Here is a 21,674-nt window from a genome sequence, read left to right as displayed (position 1 = left end):
AATCACTCTTTTCCCTATCGCAACTTCAAGCTAGATAAACCAATCAACACCAACAAAATAGTGATGATCCAAAAGCGCACCACCACTTGCGTTTCTTTCCAACCGCTCAATTCAAAGTGGTGATGCAGTGGTGCCATCTTGAAAATTCGTCGACCTTCGCCGTACATCTTTTTGGTGAACTTGAACCAAACCACTTGCATGATCACTGACACTGTTTCAGCCACAAAAATTCCGCCCATCACGAACAAAACAATTTCTTGTCTCACGATCACGGCCACAGTACCCAAAGCACCCCCAAGTGCAAGAGCGCCAACATCACCCATGAAGACTTGCGCGGGATGCGTGTTAAACCATAAAAATGCCAAACCAGCACCACTCATCGCGCCACAGAAAATCATCAACTCACCAGCACCAGGGATGTATGGGAATAAAAGATATTTGGTGTAAATCGCATTACCCATCACATAAGCAAACACGCCCAATGCTGCTCCAACCAAAATCACCGGCATGATCACCAAACCATCTAACCCGTCCGTTAGGTTGACGGCATTGGAACTTCCAACAATCACCAAATACGTTAGAACGATGAACCCAAGCACACCGAGTGGATAGCTGATCTCTTTAAAGAAAGGCACATATAAATTTGATTTGGCTGGTAAATCAATGGAGAAACCGCTCTGCACCCAATTAATGAAAAGTTCTAATACTTTCAGGTTGTTCACTTCTGATACAGAGAAGGCCAAGTAAATAGCAGCAAATAATCCAATCAATGACTGCCAAAAATATTTCTCTTTCGAGGCCATGCCTTTGGGATCGCGATAAACAACTTTGCGATAGTCATCAACCCAACCAATGGCACCAAAACCCAAAGTCACGATCAACACAATCCAAATGAAACGATTGGATAGGTCAGCCCAAAGCAATGTTGAAATCGCAATACCAATCAAAATCAACACACCACCCATGGTAGGTGTGCCAGTCTTCACCAAATGAGTTTGCGGACCATCGGAGCGAACTGCTTGACCCACTTTCATCGCTGTTAAACGGCGAATGACCCAAGGGCCGAAAAATAATCCAATCAATCCGGCCGTCAAGGTCGCCATCACAGCTCTGAGTGTGATGTAGTTGATGACTCGTAAAAAACCAAAGTCATCTTGTAGTAGTTGTGCAAGCCATAACAACATCAGTGCATCTCCTCTGCGAGAGCTTTAACGACTCTTTCCATGCGCATAAAGCGCGATCCCTTAACCAAAAGCGTCACTTCTTCATGATTTTTTCTTGCGTGCAATGATTTATTCAACTCTGTGCAAAGCTCTGCAACATCAGCAAAGTGCTGCGCCATATTTCCCTGAGTGGCAGAGGCTTGATAAGCAAGAACAGCTTCTTTACTCAAGTCACCCAAAGCAAATAATTTTTGAATGCCTTTTTCGCCAGCGTAATGACCAACTTCGCGATGGAATTCTGGTCCTTGATTACCCACTTCACCCATATCACCTAAAACAAGCCAAGCGGCTGTTTTGATATTGGATAAAACATCAATGGCCGCTCGAACAGAATCAGGATTGGCGTTGTAACTATCATCAATGACAGTGATGTCATTGTTCAGTGAATGCTTTTGCATTCTTCCATTCACAGGCTGGAATGATTCCAATCCTGCTTGAATCATTACTGGAGATATCCCCGTCGCAATTGCCACGGCAGATGCAGCAACAGCATTGCAAGCGTTGTGATCTCCCATAATCTTTAACATCACTTTGATGTCACCTTGTGGCGTATGAATCGCCATCTGACCAGTGGCTTGATTAAGCCACTCACCCCAAACAGTGGCTGTTTGATTGAATGCAAAATCGATCACTGCTCGTTGCTTGGCGATTTTTTTCCAAAACGTACTGTATTCAGAATCAGCTGGATAAACAGCCACCCCATTTTCAGGTAAAGCCTCGATTGCCAAAGCATGCTCTTTCGCAACAGCATCGACGGTTTCCATGAACTCTTGATGTTCACGTTGAGCATTGTTAATGAGTGCAATTGTTGGTTTTGCAATATTTGCTAATAAGGCCGTTTCACCAGGATGGTTCATACCAAGCTCAATGACTGCCAACTCATGATTCAAATCAAGGCGCAAAAGCGTCAAAGGTAGGCCAATCTCATTATTGAAGTTACCCTGTGTTGCAAGCGCTTTATCAACACTAACGGCTGCCTCAAAAATACTTTGGATCATGCCCTTCACCGTTGTTTTGCCATTACTGCCTGTCACAATCACCACTTGCTTTAAGTTGTGCTGGCTGCAGTATTGCTTCCATCTGCTTGATAAGATTTGTAAAGCTTCTTGAGTGTCTTTGACCACAACCGCTGGAAAGTCTTGAGGTAATTTCTCAACTGAACTCACCAAGCAAGCCAGCGCTCCTTTGGTTTGCACGTCACTTAAAAAGTCGTGTGCATCGAATTTCTCACCGCGCAAAGCAATGAATACATCGCCAGCTACGACTTGACGACTATCACTGATGAATCGTTTGATAGCTTGATCAGACGATGGCATGTTCAACAACTGAGCATCTGGCAAAAACTCTGAAATCATCGATAAAGGCATATGTTGCATATTGAGGCTCATCAGGCAACACCTCCCATGGCCAATTGCACATGCACTCGATCAGAGAATGGATGTTTTTTACCGGCGATCTCTTGAGTTTCTTCGTGACCTTTGCCCGCAATTAAAATCACGTCTTCTGGCTTGGCTTGTCTGATTGTTTGCAAGATGGCCGTGGCACGATCAGCATTCACTTGCGCCTTCTCTGGCACCTCGAAACCACTCAAGATATCAGCCATGATTTTTTCTGGCACTTCGCTGCGAGGATTGTCACTCGTCACCATCACATGATCAGCGATGCTTTCTGCAATCCGACCCATGATTGGTCGCTTCAGTGGATCACGATCACCGCCACAACCAAACACACACCAAAGCTGACCAGCTCTTTGCTCTGCAATATCGCGCAATGTTTTAAGCACTTGCTCTAGAGCATCAGGGGTATGCGCAAAATCAATCACTGCCATGGGCTGCTGAGCAGTTGCTCGAGAAACTAATTCCATGCGCCCCTGGACAGCTTGCAATGCCTCGATAGAATTTTTAGCACTCTTGATAGTTTTTCCGCCAGCCAATAAACAGGCAAATACCGCCAAAGCATTGCTGACATTAAAAGCACCCACCATGCGAGTTTGCATCAAACCCGCATCCTCACCATCCACGATGAGCTGAAACTTCATGCCTTGATCATTCATCTGAAGATCAGTGGCAAGTAGTTTTCTAAATGATTGTTTTGCAAAACACGGCAAAGATAATAAATTTTCTGATTTTTTGGCATAAGCCCAAACGGTGATATCAGCATCACCCATCTTTTTTGCCAAATACTGCAAGCACTCTTGGCCAAAAGAATCATCAGCATTCACCACGACATGCTTAACTCCTGGCAAATCCAATATCCTCTTTTTAGCAGCCGCATACTCTTTCATATCACCGTGGTAATCCAGGTGATCTTGACTCAAGTTGGTGATCACAACAGTATCAAAGCAAGTGCCATTCACACGGCCTTGATCTAAAGCATGTGAAGACACTTCCACAGCCACGCTGTGCGCACCGCGCCCTTGAATTTCTTTTAGCAAACCTTGAATGCGTGCGGCATCAGGTGTTGTAAAACCAGTCATGGTCAAATCATTCACAAGCCCAGCACCCAGAGTACCAATCACACCAGATGGGTGATCAGCACTGTGCAATGCTTGTGATAACCACTGACTGACCGTTGTTTTGCCATTGGTGCCAGTAATACCAATCACTCTCATTGATTGACTAGCATGACCATACCAATTCGCTGCAATTTCTCCAGCCTGCTCAGCCAAATCATTCACGGCAACGCAACGTTTATCTTTGCATACTATTTTTAATTCTTCAGTCAGGTCACTGGGCTCATACAACACCAATGCAGCACCCAAACTCAATGCTTGCGCAATGTGAACACGGTTATCTGTTAACTGCCGACTATTCCCCACTGGATAAGCCAACATCACATCTCCAGCCTTCAATGCTCTTGTGTCTGATGTCATATGAGCACCAGGCTTTACATGCTCACTGAGCAATGATTCAAGAGGGATGGAGTTGATTGGTAACATGGCGTTCATCTGCTCAATGACACCTTTTGCGTTGAACCATTTGGTCCAAGCTGTAATTCTTTATCGACCATTTGCTTGACTGCTGCATCAGGTAAAACATTCATGGTACGCAAGGTACCTGCAACAATGTTTGCAAATGCAGGTGCTGCCACAACACCACCGTAATAACCACCGGCGCTTGGCTCATCAACCATCACAGCCACCACAATTCTTGGAGCGCTCATCGGAGCCATGCCCACAAAAAAGCCTCGGTATTTATTACTTGCGTAACCTTTACCTTCAACCTTGTGAGCAGTACCAGTTTTACCACCCACCCGGTAACCCATGGTTTGAGCATTGGTTGCGGTACCACCCGTCTGAGTGACAAGCTCTAACATCTCTCTCATTTGTATGGCTGTCTTAGCAGAGATCACTTGCGTGCCTTTTGGAACACCACTCGTCTTATAAATGGTGGCGGGTACAAGCTCACCATCTCGCGCAAAAATACTGTAGGCACGAGCCATTTGGAATAAGGAAGCAGATAAGCCATAGCCGTAGGACATTGTGGCTTGCTCAATGGGCACCCAATTTTTATATGGTCTTAATCTTCCAGCAACTGCCCCTGGGAAACCCAAATTAGGTGCTTGGCCTAAGCCAATCGCTTGGAACATTTCCCACATTTCTTGGGGCTGCAACTGCATGGCCATTTTCACGGTGCCAATGTTGCTCGACTTTTGCACAACTTCTGAAACAGTTAACACTGGATAAGGGTGCGTGTCAGTGATGGCTTTTTTACCAATCACCATCGATTTACCAATAGGCATAGAAGTATTTGGTTGAACCAAACCTTTTTCTAGGGCCAAGGAAATCGCAAAAGGCTTCATGGTTGAGCCAGGCTCAAATGTATCGGTGAGCACTCGATTTCTTAATTGCTCACCACTCAAATTAGTTCTTGAATTTGGGTTGTATGTTGGCCAGTTAGCCAATGCTAAAACTTCACCAGTCTGGACATCCAACACAACGGCACCAGCTGCTTTGGCACGGTGCTTTTCTGCAATGGCTTTCAATTCATTAAAAGCTAAAAACTGAACTTTACTGTCTATCGATAACTGCAAGTCAGCGCCATCTTTAGGTGGACTAATAATTCCCAAACCCTCAACGTAACGCCCTAATCGATCTTGAATCACACGACGACGACCAGGTTGGCCAGCCAACTCTTTTTCTTTTGCCAGCTCCATGCCCTCTTGACCACGATCTTCAACGTTCGTGAAACCAACGATGTGAGCCATGGCTTCACCCTCTGGATACAAGCGCTTGTATTCATTGTTTTGTGCAATACCAGGAATACCTAATTCTTTAATTTGCTTTGCCACATCTAAATCAACTTGGCGCTTTAAGAAAACTTGGTTTCTTTCAGAAGCAAATTTTTTACGCAACTCTGATTCACTGATTTCTAGCAATTTAGCCAGTTGTGAAATTTTCTCTTTAGACAAATCTTCAGGAATCGCATCAGGGAATGCAATGATGGCTTTGGCCAACAAGCTTGTTGCCAAAACCTCACCATGACGATCTAAAATTTTTCCGCGGCTTGCAGGCATTTCAATAGAACGCAAAGTTGCCTTATTACCTTTTTCTTCATAAAAGGAATTACCAAAGCCCTGCACCCAGACTGCACGCACCACCAATGCAATAAAACCAATGAAGATTAAAAACAAAATGAGTCTTGAGCGCCACATAGGCAAGCGCAAGACCAAATTAGGCGTGGAAGAAAAAGATACCTGCGCCATTAATCAACCACCACATATTGCGTGCGACCAGGATTGATCGCTTGCATCTTCAATTGCTTGCGAGCGATGTCTGTGATCCGAGAAGACTTGGATAAATTTCTTTGCTCATATTCCAAGCGAAGCCATTCTTGATTCAAACGTCGCTCTTCAGTTTGAGCTCTTTCAAGAGCCACATACAGTGACCTGGTTTTTTGTTGAGCGGCCACCAAAGACAATGAGCACAGCATCAAAATAATCAGAAGAATGATGGTGGAGCGATTCACGAAATAGCTCCCTCTGGAACACTCTTTATTTTTCGCATCACTCTCAAAATCGCTGATCGCGCGCGTGGATTTTCTTTAACCTCTTCCTCGCTTGGTTTGATGCGCCCTAATAATTCTGCCAATGGCTTTGGCATTTGTTTTTCAGTCAAAGGTAAACCTCTTGGCACTGACACCTTAGATAAACCTTGCATGAACTGCTTCACGATTCGATCTTCTAAAGAATGAAAGCTGATGACGGCCAATAGGCCGCCTGGCTTGAGACAGTGAAAAGCTGCTCTCAACCCACCCTCCAAGTCGGTGAGTTCTTGGTTGATATAAATCCGTATAGCTTGAAAGGTGCGCGTGGCCGGATCTTGGCCCGCTTCGCGGGTGCGGACGACACCAGCCACGAGCGACGCGAGCTCTCCTGTCCTAGTGAGGGAATCGCCTTGCTCTCTGCGAGCAACAATCGCCTTTGCAATCTGTAAAGCAAACCGTTCTTCCCCATACTCTTTAATGACCCTCGCTATGTCTTTTTGTTCTGCCACTGCTAACCATTCCGCAGCACTCTGTCCACGAGTGGTGTCCATCCGCATATCCAATGGACCATCGCCTCGAAATGAAAAACCACGACTCGGATCGTCGATTTGTGGAGAGCTGATTCCCAGATCCAAGAGCACGCCATCGATAGAGTCGCTTGGAACTTGCTCTGCCATTGATGCAAAGCTCTCGTGAATGATTTGAAAGCGTGGATCTTGAATTGTTTTTGCTTCTGCAATCGCTTGAAGATCTTTGTCGAATGCAATCAACTTTGAATGTTGATTGAGATGCTTGAGTATTTCTCGGCTGTGACCACCGCGACCAAATGTTCCATCGATGATGGTGATTGATTGTTGTTCCGATGATGTCGTTTCTCCCAATACCGAGGTGACTGCCTCGGCCAGTAATACTGGGCGATGGGTAAATGTCATGGTCGGCCAACATCAGAAGGAAAATTGCTTGAGAGCATCTGGCATGCCTTGTGCAATTGCAACTTGCTCTTTTTGTGCATACGTTGCGGCATCCCATAATTCGAAGTGACTGCCCATTCCTAAGAGCATCACATCTCGCTCAACATTTGCGGCTGCTCTTAATTCTGGTGTCACCAAAATTCGACCGGATCCATCCATCTCGATGTCAGAAGCATTACCTAAAAATATGCGGCGCCACCAATGTGCGTCCATTGGCAATTGTGCGATGCGCGCTCTGAATGCTTCCCACTCTGATCGAGGGAAAAGTAACAAGCAACCATCGGGGTGTTTTGTGAGTGTGACTCTGCCTTCGCCCTGTAATTGCAAGGCGTCACGATGCTTCGCAGGAATCGACATGCGACCCTTGGCATCGAGAGTTAATGCAGAAGCTCCTTGAAACACGAATATTTCCCCACTTTTTCACACTTTTCCCCACTTTAGAGGATGCGTAATTCATGGTCAAGTGTTTTGGGTACTTTTTTTGTAATTTCTTTATTTAGAACAAGCACTTAGACGCGCATGTTGATACTATTTTAAGAGTAAAAATTCAATAAAAACATGGGGGTGGAAAATACTCTTAAGAAGTTAGCTTAGGGTTAAATGCGATAAGCTGTGACGGTCATTACTTTGGCCATTGTTTTCATGACCTCTTGAACAGCGCTTGGTAATTCAACACCACCCTCTTGAATCGCCATTTGTCCATGTGCAATTTCATCAGCACGCATTTGAGCAACAATCGCGCGCGAGCGATGATCATTGCTTGGCAATTCTTTTAAGTGATCATCCAGATGATGCTCCACTTGTTTTTCTGTTTCAGCAACAAAACCTAAACTGATTTTGTCGCCAGCCAAACCAGCGATTGAACCAAGCACAAATGATCCCGCATACCACACAGGATTGAGTAAACTTGGATGAGAATCTAGTTCTTCCAATCGCCTCTCGCACCAAGCCAGGTGGTCTTCTTCCTCAATGGCTGCATGCTCTAATTTATTTTTTAAGTCATCACTTTTAGCGTGTAACTTTTGTGATTGATACAAGGCTTGCGCACAAACTTCACCAACATGATTCACGCGCATCAAACCCGCAGCATGTTTTTTTTCTTCAGCGCTTAATTCAGATTCATTCATCGTTGACGACTCTGGAACAGATCGTCGCATTGGAGTTGCACCAACGATTGATCTCAAAGCACGATCAAATTCGATGATGAAACCATCAATGGGATGTTGGGATGATTTTGCAAACTGACTCATGTGGACATCTTAAACGCTCAGACAATTATTGGTTTTGACAAAAATCAGGGCTTTTTGTTGCTTTATTACAACATTTAATCAATAAATAACCTTAATTTTAATGGTTAACTTGGTTTATTAATAACTTTATTGTTATCTTTGAAATAGGTTCTTATGTAGAACCTGTAAAAAAACACGTCGTTTGTTGTTTTTTTACATCATTACATTTACGGAGAAACAATGAAGAAATCGCTCATCAGCGTAGCGGTGATGTCCCTTATGGCTTCACCACTGGTCATCAAAAGTGTCCAGGCTCAATCCAATGTCACCATCTACGGCACAGTTGATGCTGGCATGAGAGTTCAAAATCATGCAGGCAAAGATCAGCTGGGCAACAGCAAAGACTATCAGTTGAGCGCCAATTCAGGAGGTTTATCAGCACCTCACCTTGGCTTTAAAGGAGAAGAAAATTTAGGTGGTGGTAATAAAACTTTTTTCAAACTAGAAACTGGCTTTGACATGAACACGGGTGATAACAATTCATCCAGCGACACATCAGTTCATGGAAAAAAATCAGACAACAAAAGTTTCTTTGGACGCCAAGCGCATCTAGGCATCAGCAACCAATCTTTAGGTCAACTAACCCTGGGTCGTCAGAACACTGTTGGATACGATGCAATCAAAGACTTTGATCCAACGAATAACTTGAATCAAAAAGGTTTGATTCATTATTTGAGTGGCTACAGAGATTTGAAAAATAATCACAATCGCTCTGATGGCACTATCAAGTATCAATATCAGCTTAACCGTGTGACGTTTTTAGCGAGCTATCAAAGTGGCAGTCAAGTTGGTTCAGTGAAGCATGGCAGCAGCACCGCAGTCGGCTTGAAATATCGTGACGCCAACTGGTCTGTGGGTGGATCGTTCACTGAAATTGATATTGCTAAATCAGCAGGTACTGCTGCTAAATCATCACAATCATTGGGCTCAACAAAGATCATCAACATTGGTGGTGAATATCGCTTTCATCGCTGGACATTAAAAACCGGCATGTCTCACTCAAAGCTACCTGCGATGCAACGCGGCAGCATCTCACAGAGCAGTCATCATGCATCTCCGGAACGAGATCAGTTGGCATCTGATGTGTTTGTGAGTGCTTGGGGCATGCAATATCAATTGAGCCCTAGGATGGATTTGGGCATTGCTCACTATACAAAATTACACCACGATCACAAGAGTCGTCATCTGGTCGACAAAGATAAAAGCTTGGTCTTAACCAGCGTTTATAAACTCTCAAAACAAACGGATGTCTATGGATTCTTGGATCAACACCGCAATTCAAATGGTGTTGCTAATGGCAATCGCCAAAGAAGTCAGTATGGTGTGACCGCTGGATTAAGACACAAGTTTTAATCCAGCGAATAGGTTGGGCTGGGCTGGGTTTAGCTTAGTTAAGCTTAAACAAGCACTTCAGTTTTACAAGCTGTTTTAGTTTTTAAACCTAGTTCGGCCAATAGCTCACGATCGGCGTCTGCCTCGGGATTGTCGGTTGTGAGCAATTTATCACCGTAGAAAATTGAGTTAGCACCCGCCATGAAACACATCGCTTGTACTGGTCGACCCAATTCTTGACGGCCTGCAGATAAACGCACTCTTGCTGTTGGCATGGTGATACGTGCAATCGCAATCGTTCTCACAAACTCCAAAGGATCAACACCTTTTTGATCTTCTAATGGAGTGCCAGGAACTGGCACCAAATGATTGATAGGCACTGATTCAGGATATGGATTTAAGTTCGCTAGCTTGGCAATCAATCCAGCACGTTGACGACGAGTTTCGCCCATACCAATGATGCCGCCACAACACACAGACATGCCTGCACTGCGCACACTTTGTAATGTATCTAAACGATCTTGATACTGACGCGTGTTAATCACAGAACCATAGAAATCTTCACTTGTATCAAGATTGTGGTTGTAATAGTCAAGACCAGCATCACCCAAAGCTTTTGCTTGTTCAGGAGCCAACATGCCCAAGGTGGCGCACGTTTCTAAACCAAGATCCTTAACACCCTTGATCATGGCAACAACTTTTTCGATGTCGCGATCTTTTGGTTCGCGCCAAGCAGCGCCCATACAAAAACGATTAGAACCTGCATCTTTGGCGGCTTTAGCGGCAGCCAAAACTTCTTCAACATCCATCAATTTAGTGGCTTTGACGTCCGTGTGATATCTGGCTGCCTGTGGACAATAGCCGCAATCCTCAGGACATCCGCCGGTTTTGATTGACAACAATGTTGCTAATTCAATATCACCCTCTGGAAAGTTTTTTTGATGGACTTGCGCTGCGCGAGCCATCAATTCATTCATGGGTAATTCGTAGAGCTCTAAGACTTGCTCAACGGAAATGGACGAGTAATTTTTAGGGTCATTCATAGTCATAATTGCCAATGATACAGGTCAAAGTGTTCAAATAGAGGTATGCGTTATTTCGTAACTTTTATTTCTTTAAGTATTCTGACCTTTACCTCTTATGCAGAAAAGCCTTGGCCAAACCGCATCTCAGAGCCAGTCAAAATCATTGTCACTTTTACACCAGGTGGAGCACCTGATATTTTGGCTAGAATTTTAGCTGAACATTGGCAAAAAGACCTTAATAATCAGGTAATTGTTGAAAACAAACCAGGAGCTGGAGGCAACATTGGCACGGAGTTGACGGCCAAAGCTCAGCCCAATGGTCATACGCTGGTGATTGGAACCGTTGGGACTCTGACCATCAATCCTTTTTTATATAAAAATCTTAACTATGATCCTCGCAAAGATTTGGAGTCGATCACTTTTTTAGCCAGCACCCCCAATGTCTTGGTATTGAATAAACAAGTTCCCGCAACAGATGCCAAAAGTTTGATTGCTTTGGCCAAATCAAAGCCTCATGATTTGAGCTATTCATCTTCCGGCATCGGAACATCGATTCATTTATCGGGCGAACTATTTCAACAATTGACGAACACAAAAATCAAACACATCCCATACAAAGGACGAGCTCAAGCGATGCCCGATTTATTGGGTGGGCGAGTTCACATGAGTTTTGATAATTTGGCTTCTGCATTGCCTTTGATTAGATCAGGCGACTTAAAAGCCATCGGGGTCACCAGCATGCAGCGCTCGATACACGCACCAGACATTCCAACTTTGAGTGAGTCTGGCGTACCTGGCTTGAAAAACTTTCAAGTCACCTCTTGGTTCTCTTTGATGGGGCCTGCAGGAATGAATAAAGCCGATGTGCAAAAAATTGCGCAAGAGACAAAACGCATTCTGAATCTTCCTGAAGTGAAAGAACGACTTTCAGCCATCGGCTTGGAAGCAAATCCTCAAGGGCCAGAAGCATTGAACCAATTGATTCAGCAAGACTCCAAACGTTGGTCCAAGTTGATCGAGGACACAGGTATCAAAGCCGAATGAATCCTAAAACCTCTTCACTCTCCCAAGATCTTGTAGAGCGCAGCTTGGCCTCTGTGTGGCACCCCTGCACTCAAATGAAACACCACGAGCAATTTCCTTTGGTGGCGATCTCTCATGGCAAAGGAGCTTGGTTGTATGACCATGATGGTCAGCGCTACTTGGACGCTATCAGCTCTTGGTGGGTCAATTTATTTGGTCATGCCAACCCATCGATCAATCAGGCACTAAAAGATCAACTCGATTCTTTAGAGCACGTGATGTTAGCGGGTTTCACACACAAACCTGTGGTGGAATTATCAGAGCGCCTAAGCAGACTGACGCAACATCAACTGGGTCATACCTTTTATGCATCTGATGGCGCATCTGCCATCGAGATGGCGTTGAAGATGAGCTTTCATTATTGGCAGAACAAAGGCTTGCTAGATAAAAAAGAATTCATCTGCCTTAAAAATAGTTATCACGGTGAAACGCTGGGTGCCTTGGCTGTGACGGACATTGCGATCTTTAAAGAAACGTATGGTCCATTGACTCATCCAGCTCACATTGTTGCAAACCCCGATGCTCGACTTGCAACAGGCAATCAATCTGCCAAAGACATCGCAACCAGCGCTTTAACGAATTTAGAAGCGCTCTTAAAAACTCAATCAAAAAAAATAGCAGCATTGATTGTTGAACCTTTGGTTCAATGCGCCTCAGGCATGGTCATGCATGACCCTTCTTATCTTCAAGGCATCAGAAAACTGTGTGATCAATATCAAATCCATTTGATCGCTGATGAAATCGCTGTGGGTTGTGGCAGAACAGGTACTTTCTTTGCTGTTGAACAAGCCGGCATCTGGCCTGACTTTTTAGCCTTGTCCAAAGGTATCAGCGGTGGCTATTTACCCCTCTCGCTGGTGATGACGACTGATGAGATTTATCAAGCGTTCTACCACCAAGACGCGCGCAAGGGATTTTTGCACTCCCACTCATACACAGGCAATCCTTTGGCTTGTAGAGCGGCCTTAGCGACATTGGATATTTTTGAAAAAGAAAATGTCTTAGAAAAAAATAAGGTTCTTGCCAAGAAGTTATCCGATGCATTCACTTGGGCAAAAGAAGATGCACGCATCATCCACTTTAGACAGACGGGCATGATTCTGGCTTTTGATATCAAACCAGAGCACCTCTGCGAGAATTTCTCAAAAGAATTTTTTGTTCACGCTTTAAATCAAGGCATCTTGGTTCGCCCCATAGGCTCAACGATTTACATCATGCCGCCATACATCATCGTTGATGATGAAATCACTCACTTATCAAAGGGCATTCAAGCAAGCTTGAACGCCACTTTGAGTGGCAATCATTAGAACCGCCACAGGTAAAGTATGACTCTCAGATACATCAACCACTTCAATCATTTACTTGATGACTTGGAGCAGCACTCACTCAAAAGAACCCTGAAAATTTGTGACAGTGCCAGCGCACCCATCATGACAATCGATGGTCAAGCCATGCTGACTTTTTGCAGCAATGATTATCTGGGCTTAGCGAATCACCCTGAGTTAGCAAAAGCAATTTCTGAAGGTCTGCTACTCTTTGGATCAGGCAGTGGCGCATCACACATGATCAGCGGCCACCACCGTCCGCACGATGATCTAGAAAAAGCTTTGGCAAAAACTCAAGCCTCGTTCATTCCAGAAGTTCGTGCATTGTTTTTTAGCACCGGCTACATGGCCAATCTTGCAGCTATCACCGCTATCACTAGCAGCCTTGGATCCAATCAAGTGATGAGCATCTACTCTGAAGAACTCAATCATGCATCACTGATTGATGGCGTTCGTTTGGCCAGCAAACAAAATCAAGCCAATGTTCAAGTATTTCCTCACCAAGACTTGCAAGCTCTTGAGCAATTATTAGCCAAAGACACCAATGAATTTAAATTGATTGTCACTGATGGCGTCTTCAGCATGGATGGTGATCTTGCACAAGTCACCGCATTACTCAAACTAGCTCATCAGTACGATGCTCTTATTTTGGTCGATGATGCTCATGGCTTTGGCGTTCTTGGTCAACACGGTTTTGGCATCCTTGAACATGCGGGTATTCAAAACACCAATGAAGCAGCTGCAAGAATCATTTATATCGGCACATTGGGTAAAGCAGCTGGCATCAGCGGCGCGTTTGTTGCAGGGCATAAAACATTGGTGGAGTGGATCTTGCAAAAAGGTCGCCCTTACATTTACACCACCGCATCTCCACCTGCGATTGCTCACGGCTTACTCAAAAGCTTAGAACTGATCTCTGATGATTCTTATCGAACATCGCTGAATCACAATATTCAGTATTGGAAAAAAACACTGCGCCTAAAAAAATGGGGGTTGATGCCATCCGATACAGCGATTCAACCAATCATGATTGGCAGAACCGAAGACGCCTTGCAAGTGGCTCAACAACTTTACAAAAAGAATATCTGGGTACCCGCGATCAGACCGCCAACTGTGCCAGCCAATACCGCTAGATTGCGCATCACATTCTCAGCAAATCACACGACAGAACAGATTGATCAATTAATTCATGCGCTGATGGAGATTGAAGATGGTCTTTAAATCTAATAATCCTGGCGAACTTAGCAAAGCTGGTTTTTTCGTGACCGGTACGGACACAGAAGTTGGTAAGACATTAATTTCTGGTGCTTTGATCACCCACTTAAAAAAACAACACGCTATGGTTGCCGCTTTTAAACCCGTGGTTGCTGGCATGGATTTGATTGCTGGAAAAATGTGCAATGAAGATATCTTGGCACTATCCAGAGTCATGACTTACAAAGCACGAGAAGATAATTTGGATATTTGCCCATATCAACTCGCAACCCCAGCAGCTCCTCATTTGGTTGCAAAAGCGTCTGGCATACATCTCGATTATTCAGTGATGCTCAATGCCTTCAACGCAATTCGAGATAAATCAGATGCGATCGTGGTTGAAGGGGTAGGTGGTTTCAAAGTGCCGTTTCATGATGACAAAACAAGCGCTGACTTTGCCCAAGATATTGGTCTACCCATCGTCCTCGTGGTTGGCATGAGATTGGGTTGTATCAATCATGCCTTGCTCACCGTAGAAGCGATTCAGGCAAGAGGTTTGCGCTTGGCTGGATGGGTGGCTAACACTGTAGGACCCATGACGCTGCTTCAAGAGAACATTGCGACACTCGAACACCTGATACCAGCGCCACTGATGGGAGTTATTCCAGAGCTATCCAAAGAGTTCGCCCAAGTGCCGTACAACATCAGCGCCATGGAAAAAGCTGCCAGCTATTTAAAGATATAAAGTAAAAAATACAAAAAACTTTTCTTACGCTTACGTATCCAGAAGAAATCTCTTAGTTGTCTCTTAGTTGTCTCTTAGTTCTCGGCGCAAAATCTTTCCAACAGTTGATTTTGGTAATTCAGTTCTAAATTCAACGAACTTTGGTCGCTTGTAATTGGTTAATTGTGTTTTGCAATACTCAAGCACCTGACTTTCAGTCAAACCAATATCTTTTTTGACGATGAACACTTTCACAGCTTCGCCAGCTGGACCATCTTTCACCCCGACGGCTGCGCACTCTAAGACTTCGGGCATCATCGTCAAGACTTCTTCAATCTCATTGGGGTAAACATTGAACCCTGACACCACGATGGTGTCTTTTTTGCGATCAATGATTTTGACGTAACCATCTGTGGTCATATAAGCAATATCGCCTGTTTTAAAAAAACCTTGCGCTGTCATTGATTGCTTTGTTTCAGCATCACGATTCCAGTAACCAGACATTAACTGCGGGCCTTTGATACAAATCTCTCCGGGCTCACCGAGCGCGACCGAGCGCTCCTCGTTATCCAGAATCAAAACATCAGTCCCTGGCAAAGGTAAACCAATCGTTCCTGTAAAACCATCAATCAATGGTGTATTACAACAAACCACCGGTGAAGTTTCAGAAAGCCCATAACCTTCAGCAATTGGTTTTCCGGTTAATTGTTGCCAACGATCTGCCACTGACTTTTGTACGGCCATGCCACCACCAATACTCACCAACAATGACGAAAAATCAATGCTTGAAAATTTTGGATGATTCATCAAGGCATTGAACAAGGTATTGACTGCAGGAAATACGTGGAATTCTTTTAAGCCTTTCAATAACTTCACAAAGCCCGCAATATCTCTTGGATTGGTCACCAAAATATTCAAGCCACCGGCCTTGATTCCGAACAAACAACACGCCGTCAAAGCAAAGATGTGATACATCGGCAACGCACACACAAACACCATTTGCTCGATGCGCAAGCCTCTGATACCCGGCTCAAGCCAAGCATCAATTTGCGCAATATTGGCCAAAATATTTCGGTGCAATAAAACAGCTCCTTTGGCAACACCCGTTGTGCCTCCGGTATATTGTAAGAAAGCAATGTCATCACTCTTCATAGACACTGGCACAAACAAAGACCTGGTATTTTTTCCTTTTTGCAGCGCTTCCTGAAAACTACTCACGCCATTCAATGACCAGCTTGGCACCGCTTTTTTGACATTCCTGATGATCCAGTTGATCAAATGTCCCTTAAGACCCATCAGTTCACCAACATTGGTGACCAGCACATGCTTGATCGACACCTGATCTTGAATGCCCTGGAAAACATGCGCAAAGTTTTCTAAAATCACCAAGGCATCTGCGCCGGAATCATTCAACTGATAAGCCAGTTCACGAGCGGTATACATTGGATTGACGTTCACGACCACGCAACCCGCCCTCAAAGATCCTAATAAAGCGATCGGATACTGCAGCAAATTGGGCATCATCAAAGCAATGCGATCGCCTTTTTTCAAGCCTTGCGACTGTAAATAAGCGGCAAATTGCCAAGACAATTCATCCAATTCTTTGTAAGTGATTTTTTTGCCCATGCAATCAAAGGCAAACCTTGAGCCATATTGAGCAAATGATTGAGCGAATAAATCATTCAATGACTCAAATTGGGCCCCATCTACTTGATGTGGCACCCCATCCGGATAACTGTTCAACCAAGGTTTGTCTTGATTCAAGGGATTTCCTTTAAAAAATCACGTGTGATTGACTGCGTCAGAAACACTGTACCAAACTTGGGTAATTCTGAGGTATTTAGCATCCCTGCTATATAAGAGCTATGATTAGGGTTAAGTCACTCATCAATGAAGATCATGAAATTATTACCAGAAATCCTAGAGTCTGCCCAAGTCATTCAAGCGATTCGCCGCGATATTCATGCACACCCTGAGTTGTGCTTTGAAGAAAAACGCACATCTGATGTGGTGGCTCAACAATTAGAATCTTGGGGCATCAAGATTCATCGTGGCTTAGGTAAAACTGGTGTTGTCGGAATCATCGAAGGATCCTTAGGCAAAGGTCGCAGCATTGGCTTGCGCGCCGACATGGATGCATTACCACTCCAAGAACACAATCATTTTGAACACGCTTCCCAGCACCCTGGAAAAATGCACGCTTGCGGTCATGATGGCCACGTGGCGATGTTATTGGGTGCTGCACACTATCTGGCGCAACACCGAGAATTCAAAGGCACGGTTTATTTCATTTTTCAACCGGCTGAAGAAGGCGGTGGCGGTGCCAGAGAAATGATTCGTGATGGCCTGTTTGATTTATTCCCTTGTGATGCCGTGTTTGGTATGCACAATTGGCCTGGTATTCCAGTGGGTGACTTTGGCGTGACCCCGGGTCCGATGATGGCTTCCAGCAATGAATTCCAGATCACTGTCAAAGGTAAAGGCGGTCACGCTGCATTGCCTCATAACAGCGCAGATCCAGTGTTTGCTGCCAGTCAAATGATTGGCTCACTTCAAGCCATCATCACACGCAACAAACGCCCGGTTGATGCGGCTGTTCTATCGATCACCCAATTTCATGCTGGAGATGCCAGCAACATCATTCCTGACAGCGCTTGGATTGGTGGCACGGTCAGAACGTTCACGCACGAAGTGCTTGATTTGATTGAATCAAGATTGCATCAAATTGCCAGCGCCACGGCGCAAGCATTTGACTGCTCAGCAGAAGTGACCTTCTCTAGAAATTACCCACCCACCATCAATCATGAAAAAGAAACTGCGTTTGCGGTAGATGTCATGAAAGAATTGGTTGGCGAACATCACGTTAACTCAAGAATTGATCCAACCATGGGCGCAGAAGATTTTGCCTTCATGCTTCAAGAAAAGCCGGGTTGCTACGTGTTCATCGGCAATGGTGATGGTGATCATCGCTCACAAGGTCATGGCCTTGGACCTTGCCAACTGCACAACCCTTGCTATGACTTCAATGATCAATTATTGCCACTGGGAAGCACGTACTGGGTTCGTTTGGTAGAGCGTTACTTAGAGTCAAACAAATAATCAAACTGAAGAGCTTCAAAGAAACAATGCAAAGACTCAAGGCCTAACGACCCTGGGTCTTTATTTTTTTGCTGCCACTTTCTTTAATTCAATATCACCGTAAATCGCATTGACTTTGCTCTTGGTGTTATCTGAATCAGTCAGCAAACCCAAACCAATCACTTTCCCAGGCATTTCATTGAAAGCCTTCTGATAGTCTTTTGATAAATCTCGCTGATGCTTTTGCCACTGACCCAAACGATCGCTGCCACTGTTGACAACAATCATCTTGATTCTGGATGTTCTGGGGCTTGGAATGACTGTTTCTAGTGGGCTCCCAGAGGACCACACATACATCAGGCTGGCATAAGGCATGTCGTGGCCACTGATGATTTTTGCCATTTCAAAAATCATCTGATCTTTCAGAGGTAATTTTGTTTTATCGCCATCAAATGCCACCACGATTCTCAAAGGTGCATCATCTTTGCTCGACTCCTGATTATCTGCATCAGCAATCAAGTTCATGGCCTTCCATTCCCACGATAAAACTTGTTGAGCAGCCGGCCGTGGTTTCAGCGGTAAAACTAAACCAGAAGCAGCCACGTCTGCACTGGCATGCAAAACCGTGCGGCCTTGATAATTTTTCAAGGTGTATTGGGTTTTATTTTTCTGAGGAGTGACTCGCCAAATTTGCCAAGCCTTAGGCAACTTACCGCCCTCATTCAAATTGGAAAACTTTTCAACATTTTCTGGTGGCGGCACATTCTTTTCAGCCACATCAATGGTGGCGCAGGAACTTAAGAAAAAAACTCCTAAGAAAATAAATCCGAGTTGCTTGAATGATTTCAAAAGAAGTCTTTTTAAAAAAATATTAAATTCTGAAAATTTATTGATGCTTGAATTTTGCAGGTCGCTTCTCTAGAAAAGCTTTCATGCCTTCTTTTTGATCTTCTGTGGCAAAGGCCGCATGAAACATTCGACGCTCAAAACGAATGCCTTCACTCAAAGAAGACTCGTAAGATGCGTTGATACTTTCTTTCACCATCATCACAATCGGCAAAGACATCTCTGCAATGGTTTTTGCTGCGCCCATGGCCTCTTCCATCAAGCGCTCTGCTGGCACAACTCTTGAAACCAAGCCAGCTCTTTCAGCTTCTTGCGCATCCATCATGCGGGCTGTTAAACACATGTCCATGGCTTTTGATTTTGAAACTGCCTTAGGCAAACGCTGTGTGCCACCAGCTCCAGGCAGGATGCCCAATTTGATTTCAGGCTGACCAAACTTGGCGTTATCGGCGGCAATAATAAAGTCGCACATCATCGCTAACTCACAACCACCGCCCAAAGCAAACCCAGACACAGCAGCAATCACAGGCTTGCGAATGCGACGAATAGTTTCCCAATTCTTGGTGATGTAATCGCCTTGATAAACATCATTGAAACTAAAGTTGGCCATGCCACCAATGTCTGCACCAGCAGCAAAGGCTTTTTCACTGCCAGTGATGACCATGCAAGAAATTTGATCATCTGCGTCAAACTTTAAAAGAGCGGCGCCCAATTCGTTCATCAATTGATCATTCAAAGCATTCAGCGCTTTAGGTCGATTAAGCGTGATCAAGGCCACTCGATCGGTTACCGACGTCAAAATCATTTCATCACTCATCACAACCTCTTTTTAAGTAAACGCCCTAATAGTAATGCTCAAATAGTAATACTTTAGCGCGGTAAAAATACCCACATCCGTCCCTGCTGCTTCATTCTGCCAGCATATTCGCCAGCTTGGTCACCAGTACCCCAATAAAAATCTGCTCGTACCGCGCCAATGATGGCGCTTCCCGTGTCCTGCGCCATCATCAAACGACGCAAAGGTTTTTCACTCAAAGGGTATGTGCTCGTCAAATAAACAGGCGCCCCCAGAGGCAGTGCCTTGGGATCAATCGCAATACTTCGCTCCGCTGTCAATGGCACGCCCAATGCTCCAATGGGACCCACATTGACATCAGCCACTGCCGGCATTTCTCTGAAAAACACATAACGAGGGTTGGCATTCAGCATTTCTTGAACTCGTCCTGGTGAATTTTTCTTTGACCATGCTTGAATCCCTTGCATGGTAGCTGTTGAGTGATTGATCTCTTTGCGATCGAGCAACCATTGGGCAAAAGATTTGAACTTGTGATCATTGGTGCCAGCGAAACCTAAACGAATCACCTTGCCATCACTCATCCTCACGCGACCAGATCCCTGAACTTGCATGAACGCTGCAGCCACTGGATCGTCCACCCAAAGAATTTCTTGTCCTTTTAACTGACCACTGGACAGTAATTCAGCACGACTTGGCAATTCAGCTGGTTTGCGTTTTTTCCAGGCATCGGGGTATTGATGAATCGGCGTCTGATAAACCCCACCTCTTTGACGAGAGCCATTCAAATACGGTTCGTAATAACCAGTGACCAAGCCTTGCGAACTTCCGGCTCTTGGTCCATCTTGATGCCTGACCTCCATCACTTTCATGTGAGTTTCAAAAAACTCACGAATCGATGGGTTGCTTGATGCATTGACGCGATTGGCAGAATGACAAACTGACTTCCAATCCAGTCCACTGGGATTTCGCCTGACCAAACCCTCACAGCTTCTTTTCCAGGCTGGCCATGCGGCGGTTAAATCATCGTCATACCAACCCGGTAAATCATTCCATGAAGCATTGATCAATTTAGCCACTGAGGATGAATACTCGCTTGAACTTGCAGAGCTGCTCTTGGCCACTGGTTTTGGTTTGTACTCAGGTGCACTGGCACAAGAAATCAATGCCAATGCAAGAGCCATCAAAAGTCCGTATGATAAAAACTTCTTCATACCGATGCCTGAACAACTAACATCAGACTCAAGCAAAAGGAGCTGTCCATTGAGTGATTTATTTGACCAATATCCCATGTTGTTATTTATGATTGAAGCAGGTGTTGCCCTGGTATTGTTTGTGATCATTGTGGTGTGGACCATGATGGGTCGTAAAGACAAATGATAACGCTCTAGAACTCGAATCAGTGGAGTGTGCGGGGCATGACCAAGGCAAATTCTGGAATCGGCGTTTGAAAAAACTGCGCATCTTCGCTGACACAGAAAAAATCCCCTCTCATGGTCCCCATCGGGGTCGGTAAAGTCGCCCAACTGGTGTATTCAAACTGTTCCCCTGGTCGCAACAATGGCTGCTGACCAACCACTCCCAAACCCTTGACCTCTTCAACCTCTTCATCACCATCGGTGATGATCCAGTGCCTAGCAATCAATTGGGCGGGGATTTGACCGGTATTTTTAATGGTGATGGTGTAAGCGAAGGCAAATTGCCGATTTTCGGCATCTGATTCGTCTGGTAAGTAGGTCACTTTGACCTGAACACTGAATTGATGTTGATCCATATTCATGATTCTCCGCTATAGAACACGCTACT

20 protein-coding genes are annotated in these 21,674 nt (G+C 44.7%); 6 read left to right on the top strand and 14 right to left on the bottom strand.

Translation table 11 applies throughout. The features are described 5' to 3' along the window. Positions 1-14: 14 nt before the first annotated feature. The 8 genes from mraY to coq7 form a co-directional block, all read right to left on the bottom strand. Positions 15-1,184: a phospho-N-acetylmuramoyl-pentapeptide-transferase gene (mraY, locus tag AOC33_RS03235; RefSeq protein ID WP_089515141.1), complete on the bottom strand. Its 1,170-nt coding sequence runs from the start codon at positions 1,182-1,184 to the stop codon at positions 15-17. After that, positions 1,184-2,599, bottom strand: coding sequence for a UDP-N-acetylmuramoyl-tripeptide--D-alanyl-D-alanine ligase (locus AOC33_RS03230; protein ID WP_089515575.1), 1,416 nt, complete (start codon positions 2,597-2,599; stop codon positions 1,184-1,186). The genes mraY and AOC33_RS03230 overlap by 1 nt, the downstream gene beginning before the upstream one ends. 11 nt (positions 2,600-2,610) lie before the next feature. Next, the gene (locus AOC33_RS03225) at positions 2,611-4,170 is read right to left on the bottom strand and encodes a UDP-N-acetylmuramoyl-L-alanyl-D-glutamate--2,6-diaminopimelate ligase (RefSeq protein ID WP_089515140.1); all 1,560 of its coding nucleotides are present in this window, start codon (positions 4,168-4,170) and stop codon (positions 2,611-2,613) included. Further along, a complete protein-coding gene (locus AOC33_RS03220; protein WP_089515139.1) occupies positions 4,167-5,927 on the bottom strand; it encodes a peptidoglycan D,D-transpeptidase FtsI family protein in 1,761 nt (586 codons plus the stop codon). Before AOC33_RS03220 ends, AOC33_RS03225 begins: the two co-directional genes overlap by 4 nt. Next, on the bottom strand, positions 5,927-6,190 hold the full coding sequence (ftsL, locus tag AOC33_RS03215) for a cell division protein FtsL (RefSeq protein ID WP_089515138.1): 264 nt from the start codon (positions 6,188-6,190) through the stop codon (positions 5,927-5,929). The genes AOC33_RS03220 and ftsL overlap by 1 nt, the downstream gene beginning before the upstream one ends. Further along, positions 6,187-7,140: a 16S rRNA (cytosine(1402)-N(4))-methyltransferase RsmH gene (gene rsmH / locus AOC33_RS03210; RefSeq protein WP_089515137.1), complete on the bottom strand. Its 954-nt coding sequence runs from the start codon at positions 7,138-7,140 to the stop codon at positions 6,187-6,189. The genes ftsL and rsmH overlap by 4 nt, the downstream gene beginning before the upstream one ends. 12 nt (positions 7,141-7,152) lie before the next feature. Then, positions 7,153-7,581, bottom strand: coding sequence for a division/cell wall cluster transcriptional repressor MraZ (mraZ, locus tag AOC33_RS03205; protein ID WP_089515136.1), 429 nt, complete (start codon positions 7,579-7,581; stop codon positions 7,153-7,155). A 194-nt stretch (positions 7,582-7,775) separates the two neighbouring features. After that, on the bottom strand, positions 7,776-8,429 hold the full coding sequence (gene coq7 / locus AOC33_RS03200) for a 2-polyprenyl-3-methyl-6-methoxy-1,4-benzoquinone monooxygenase (protein WP_089515135.1): 654 nt from the start codon (positions 8,427-8,429) through the stop codon (positions 7,776-7,778). Between the two features lie 219 nt (positions 8,430-8,648). On the opposite strand from coq7, the gene AOC33_RS03195 reads away from it, so the two are divergent. Continuing rightward, entirely contained in the window at positions 8,649-9,821 is a 1,173-nt protein-coding gene (locus AOC33_RS03195; RefSeq protein ID WP_089515134.1) for a porin, read from the top strand. A 44-nt stretch (positions 9,822-9,865) separates the two neighbouring features. On the opposite strand, the gene bioB is transcribed toward AOC33_RS03195, so the two are convergent. Then, complete coding sequence (gene bioB, locus AOC33_RS03190; protein WP_089515133.1) at positions 9,866-10,849, bottom strand: biotin synthase BioB; 984 nt, start codon at positions 10,847-10,849, stop codon at positions 9,866-9,868. Between the two features lie 39 nt (positions 10,850-10,888). On the opposite strand from bioB, the gene AOC33_RS03185 reads away from it, so the two are divergent. The 4 genes from AOC33_RS03185 to bioD are packed head-to-tail and all read left to right on the top strand — an operon-like array spanning position 10,889 to position 15,172. Beyond that, complete coding sequence (locus AOC33_RS03185; RefSeq protein WP_089515132.1) at positions 10,889-11,869, top strand: Bug family tripartite tricarboxylate transporter substrate binding protein; 981 nt, start codon at positions 10,889-10,891, stop codon at positions 11,867-11,869. After that, complete coding sequence (gene bioA, locus AOC33_RS03180; RefSeq protein WP_089515131.1) at positions 11,866-13,215, top strand: adenosylmethionine--8-amino-7-oxononanoate transaminase; 1,350 nt, start codon at positions 11,866-11,868, stop codon at positions 13,213-13,215. The genes AOC33_RS03185 and bioA overlap by 4 nt, the downstream gene beginning before the upstream one ends. Before the next feature lie 18 nt (positions 13,216-13,233). Then, positions 13,234-14,454 (top strand): aminotransferase class I/II-fold pyridoxal phosphate-dependent enzyme, encoded by a 1,221-nt coding sequence (locus AOC33_RS03175; protein ID WP_089515130.1) that lies wholly within the window; start codon positions 13,234-13,236, stop codon positions 14,452-14,454. Beyond that, positions 14,444-15,172 carry a dethiobiotin synthase gene (gene bioD / locus AOC33_RS03170; protein WP_089515129.1) on the top strand — a complete coding sequence of 243 codons (729 nt, stop codon included), beginning with the start codon at positions 14,444-14,446 and terminating at the stop codon, positions 15,170-15,172. The genes AOC33_RS03175 and bioD overlap by 11 nt, the downstream gene beginning before the upstream one ends. Positions 15,173-15,235: 63 nt before the next feature. Here bioD and AOC33_RS03165 read toward each other — a convergent pair whose 3' ends face one another. Next, positions 15,236-16,915, bottom strand: coding sequence for a long-chain-fatty-acid--CoA ligase (locus AOC33_RS03165; RefSeq protein WP_089515128.1), 1,680 nt, complete (start codon positions 16,913-16,915; stop codon positions 15,236-15,238). Between the two features lie 135 nt (positions 16,916-17,050). Between AOC33_RS03165 and AOC33_RS03160 the strand changes: the two genes are divergently transcribed. After that, positions 17,051-18,250, top strand: coding sequence for a M20 aminoacylase family protein (locus AOC33_RS03160; protein ID WP_089515574.1), 1,200 nt, complete (start codon positions 17,051-17,053; stop codon positions 18,248-18,250). Positions 18,251-18,310: 60 nt separating this feature from the next. Here the strand turns inward: AOC33_RS03160 and AOC33_RS03155 are convergent, their stop codons facing one another. From AOC33_RS03155 to apaG, 4 genes are all read right to left on the bottom strand, one after another. Further along, positions 18,311-19,078 (bottom strand): DUF3047 domain-containing protein, encoded by a 768-nt coding sequence (locus tag AOC33_RS03155; RefSeq protein WP_089515127.1) that lies wholly within the window; start codon positions 19,076-19,078, stop codon positions 18,311-18,313. A 37-nt stretch (positions 19,079-19,115) separates the two neighbouring features. Continuing rightward, positions 19,116-19,892: an enoyl-CoA hydratase gene (locus AOC33_RS03150; protein WP_089515126.1), complete on the bottom strand. Its 777-nt coding sequence runs from the start codon at positions 19,890-19,892 to the stop codon at positions 19,116-19,118. Between the two features lie 53 nt (positions 19,893-19,945). After that, positions 19,946-21,082: a murein transglycosylase A gene (mltA, locus tag AOC33_RS03145; protein ID WP_089515125.1), complete on the bottom strand. Its 1,137-nt coding sequence runs from the start codon at positions 21,080-21,082 to the stop codon at positions 19,946-19,948. A 185-nt stretch (positions 21,083-21,267) separates the two neighbouring features. Continuing rightward, positions 21,268-21,642 (bottom strand): Co2+/Mg2+ efflux protein ApaG, encoded by a 375-nt coding sequence (apaG, locus tag AOC33_RS03140; protein WP_089515124.1) that lies wholly within the window; start codon positions 21,640-21,642, stop codon positions 21,268-21,270. Positions 21,643-21,674: the final 32 nt, after the last annotated feature.

Source organism: Polynucleobacter cosmopolitanus (assembly GCF_002224225.1).
Lineage (GTDB): Bacteria > Pseudomonadota > Gammaproteobacteria > Burkholderiales > Burkholderiaceae > Polynucleobacter > Polynucleobacter cosmopolitanus.
Note: the sequence above shows the minus strand (reverse complement) of the source record. Positions and strands in the feature narration are given on the sequence as shown.

Bases quoted from the DNA above. Each gene is read 5' to 3' on its own strand.
- mraY (WP_089515141.1), bottom strand. From the start codon at position 1,184: ATGTTGTTATGGCTTGCACAACTACTACAAGATGACTTTGGTTTTTTA.
- AOC33_RS03230 (WP_089515575.1), bottom strand. From the start codon at position 2,599: ATGCAACATATGCCTTTATCGATGATTTCAGAGTTTTTGCCAGATGCT.
- AOC33_RS03225 (WP_089515140.1), bottom strand. From the start codon at position 4,170: ATGAACGCCATGTTACCAATCAACTCCATCCCTCTTGAATCATTGCTC.
- AOC33_RS03220 (WP_089515139.1), bottom strand. From the start codon at position 5,927: ATGGCGCAGGTATCTTTTTCTTCCACGCCTAATTTGGTCTTGCGCTTG.
- rsmH (WP_089515137.1), bottom strand. From the start codon at position 7,140: ATGACATTTACCCATCGCCCAGTATTACTGGCCGAGGCAGTCACCTCG.
- coq7 (WP_089515135.1), bottom strand. From the start codon at position 8,429: ATGAGTCAGTTTGCAAAATCATCCCAACATCCCATTGATGGTTTCATC.
- AOC33_RS03195 (WP_089515134.1), top strand. From the start codon at position 8,649: ATGAAGAAATCGCTCATCAGCGTAGCGGTGATGTCCCTTATGGCTTCA.
- bioB (WP_089515133.1), bottom strand. From the start codon at position 10,849: ATGACTATGAATGACCCTAAAAATTACTCGTCCATTTCCGTTGAGCAA.
- AOC33_RS03185 (WP_089515132.1), top strand. From the start codon at position 10,889: ATGCGTTATTTCGTAACTTTTATTTCTTTAAGTATTCTGACCTTTACC.
- bioA (WP_089515131.1), top strand. From the start codon at position 11,866: ATGAATCCTAAAACCTCTTCACTCTCCCAAGATCTTGTAGAGCGCAGC.
- AOC33_RS03175 (WP_089515130.1), top strand. From the start codon at position 13,234: ATGACTCTCAGATACATCAACCACTTCAATCATTTACTTGATGACTTG.
- bioD (WP_089515129.1), top strand. From the start codon at position 14,444: ATGGTCTTTAAATCTAATAATCCTGGCGAACTTAGCAAAGCTGGTTTT.
- AOC33_RS03160 (WP_089515574.1), top strand. From the start codon at position 17,051: ATGAAATTATTACCAGAAATCCTAGAGTCTGCCCAAGTCATTCAAGCG.
- AOC33_RS03150 (WP_089515126.1), bottom strand. From the start codon at position 19,892: ATGAGTGATGAAATGATTTTGACGTCGGTAACCGATCGAGTGGCCTTG.
- mltA (WP_089515125.1), bottom strand. From the start codon at position 21,082: ATGAAGAAGTTTTTATCATACGGACTTTTGATGGCTCTTGCATTGGCA.
- apaG (WP_089515124.1), bottom strand. From the start codon at position 21,642: ATGGATCAACATCAATTCAGTGTTCAGGTCAAAGTGACCTACTTACCA.